Annotated in this window: 3 protein-coding genes; 2 read left to right on the forward strand and 1 reads right to left on the reverse strand. The window is 39.1% G+C overall.

All coding sequences use genetic code 11. The annotated features are described in order from the left end of the window. Positions 1-453: 453 nt before the first annotated feature. A complete protein-coding gene (locus NWQ57_RS12425) occupies positions 454-1,101 on the forward strand; it encodes a hypothetical protein (RefSeq protein WP_306022467.1) in 648 nt (215 codons plus the stop codon). Positions 1,102-1,123: 22 nt separating this feature from the next. Then, positions 1,124-1,849 (forward strand): hypothetical protein, encoded by a 726-nt coding sequence (locus tag NWQ57_RS12430; protein WP_306022468.1) that lies wholly within the window; start codon positions 1,124-1,126, stop codon positions 1,847-1,849. A gap of 581 nt (positions 1,850-2,430) precedes the next feature. On the opposite strand, the gene NWQ57_RS12435 is transcribed toward NWQ57_RS12430, so the two are convergent. Continuing rightward, positions 2,431-2,637: a type II toxin-antitoxin system RelE/ParE family toxin gene (locus NWQ57_RS12435; protein WP_306022469.1), complete on the reverse strand. Its 207-nt coding sequence runs from the start codon at positions 2,635-2,637 to the stop codon at positions 2,431-2,433. Positions 2,638-2,960 lie beyond the last annotated feature (323 nt).

Consider the following 2,960-nt stretch of genomic DNA (forward strand, 5'->3'; position numbering starts at 1 on the left):
TAATTTCTGCTGGGTTTGACTTGCCATGGTGACAATTCAAACCGTACATTAGCCTTTAGCGTGCTGCATTTGGTATGGTTATTATTGCTGCAATAGGCAGTAGTTTTACGCCTAAAAAAGTCATCGAGATGGAGGTTTAACCTCTGTTTCTAACCCCCCTTTCTTATCTATGGGCATTTACATTAACACCCATCGTATGAGAACAACTTATTAATCACCAATATCGGTCAATATAAAGGATTCATTCCCAGTGTTTTCTAAAATCACCGATAGCGGTGAATTAATTTAGCAGTGGAGGTTTTGACCAGCGGTGTCAAGTTTGTTGAAATGGAACAATGAGTCAAAGTCAGTGAATTTTTTTGGAAAAATAGTTTACCAATCTAAATTTAAGTGAACTTTTGAGTGATTGATTAGCCTACGTAAAGTAATGAAATGTTGCTATCAAGGAAGTATATGAAATTTAAAGCATTAATCTTATGTTTATTAGGTGTGACTTTGTCGTTGACTGGGTGCATGAGCATGCCAATTTCCACTATGTATAAGATGTCCCAGCTCTCTATTTTAGGCATTAGCCCTGATGAAATTAAAGTGGCTATTCGTACTAATGAACTTATAGAAGTGCAAAATGGAGCAGCGCATATACGATTGGCGACTAAAACTGATGGGGTTGTTGGCGAAAGCGAAAATGGTGTTGAGGGACAGCAATTACCTCCATTTGATAATGTATATAATTTTCATACACAGGTGTTATCTGGGTCTGAAAGTGACATTTCATCAATATTATTAGAAGGCATCGAAGATGGAGAGGGAATAACCATATTAAAACTGTCAAACGAAGATGCGGCCACCATGGGCGATGCTTTGGCACGAGTAAAAAGTTATAAAGCTAAGGGCGCGAAAGTAACTGGTGGGTTTTCTATTGGTACTAGTAATGGTTGTTTTGGCAATATTGAAAAGTTTGATGAGCTTGAAGTAGATTTATTTTTACAAACAGATGTTGAAGATGGCTTTGTGTTATTTTTGGAAGATATTGACGTTATTGAAGAAATGCGAAATCGCAATGTTGAATTAGACACCTCGAATAAATGCCAGGCAAACTAAAAAAGTCTTAGTTAGATTATTAATGACGCTTAAAACAAGCCAGTCTGCTGCACTATCTATTCTGCTGCATGGCGTCTTTATTTTTGGACTTGTAGGTTTTACCTTGCCGTACGAAAAGCAAGAAGTTAGAAATGAACCAATAAAAAGCTATCTGTTTTTTGAGAAGTCTGCCGCTGGATCGGAATCTGTGAACAATTCTACAAATATGTTAGATGAAGTTATTGCTCAAGGTGCCGGCAAAATGGCAATGTCTGCTCAACCAAGTACCCCTGAAGCAATCAAATTAGAAATAGATTCAGTTGTAAAAAATTCTTTGGATAAAGAAAAAACAACTCCAACAGATGCAACAGCGACCTTATCTTCACGCAAAGTGCAGACAGTTGTCTCTCAATATATTCAAAATTTACATTCCGATGAAGTTGGGAGGATATCAGAGAGTTCGCTAAACCAATTTAGAAAACCAAAACCACTCATTGATAAGTCTACTCCTCCTAGTACTAATCAAAGATTGCAAGCGCTAAGCTCGTCTTTTGCGCCAAAGGGTTCTGATATAATTGTGCTCTCAGTGTTTGGTCCAGACGAGACAACCATCATGCTAGGTGATTCTTGCTTTACCATTACTCAGACCGCACTTGACGATAAAATATGGAAGGGAAGTTCTGTGTGGACCAAGAGTAACTCATGTGGAAAATATGATAAGTTCGATGGCCAACTTCAAAGGTCACTTAATAAGTATCTGCAAAAATAGCAGGTCGGATCAAGAGGGCACGTTTGCTCCGCCACTGCTTTTTTCCGCCTTTTTGTACGATTAAAAATTTTAGTCGCGAGCGGCCTTTATTGATGACTTCTTTTAGCTGTTGACCATATTTACGGGATAAATATGGAACAGCTTTAGCCGGTCTGAAAGGTAAAGTGCAGCGGACTCCGCGCGGGATGATGGCGTGTAGCGTCCTTTATATGCGACCCTGCAATCCGGTATAGCTTGGATGTAATCGGGAAGGGGGCATATTTTCAGCTTCCCAAGTGTCGAGCTTTACCTGCATTTTTATCCAAATAGAAACGCCCGTTCCCGTTGACTCAGAAAGCCTTCTCACCATAGCGTGAGAGCATTTTGCTTTGCCCTTTGTAAACTCGTTTAATGCTTTTCTTGAAACCCCAGGATAAGTCGCTGCATCAGTAATAGATACCTTGCGTTCGTCAAATATGGTGAATTTAAAAAACTCCCCGGATGTGTTGGTTTTCTAGTTTGTGTCATCTTAATCTCCATAATCTCTTTTTTAGGAGGCTAGCTAAATGTCTGCCTAATTTTTTTGTAGTATTAGCTAAGTGTTAAACCGCCTTTATTGATTTGCCGTGGTAATCGCGGTAATCCATCAGCAATGCTCCATCATCGTGTATTTGGGAGGTGATACGCCAGTTGCCGTTCACTTCTAGACTATAAATCCCTGCACCCGAGCCTTTCTTTTCTGCAAACTTATTCCCATAAATACTGTTTAAGTCCTTTGGATGAGGTGAGGCATCTATCGCGTCTAATATCTAGCCCATTTTTTGTAAGTGATTATCCTGTATGCCACTTGTGTCGCCGTTATAAAAAAACTTTTTAAGCCCTTTATATTTAAAACTCTTGATTGCGATACCAGATCCCTCTCGTGCAGGTAGTCATTTGTATAGTTCTAGTTTGTTATCGTTGTATCAACAAACCTATGCCTATCTAATTACCTTAGAAGCTAAGGTTTCACTTTATAGGATGTAGTAAATGATTGATTCAACTGTGACGTGTAATGTGTCAAGTGGTGGTGTTTCAGTCATTAACATGACTGCCCTCGTAATTTTGTTCCTAAACTCAGTTGCCTAAATGG

Origin of the sequence: Paraglaciecola sp. (assembly GCF_030730205.1) — a bacterium.
GTDB lineage: Bacteria > Pseudomonadota > Gammaproteobacteria > Enterobacterales > Alteromonadaceae > Paraglaciecola.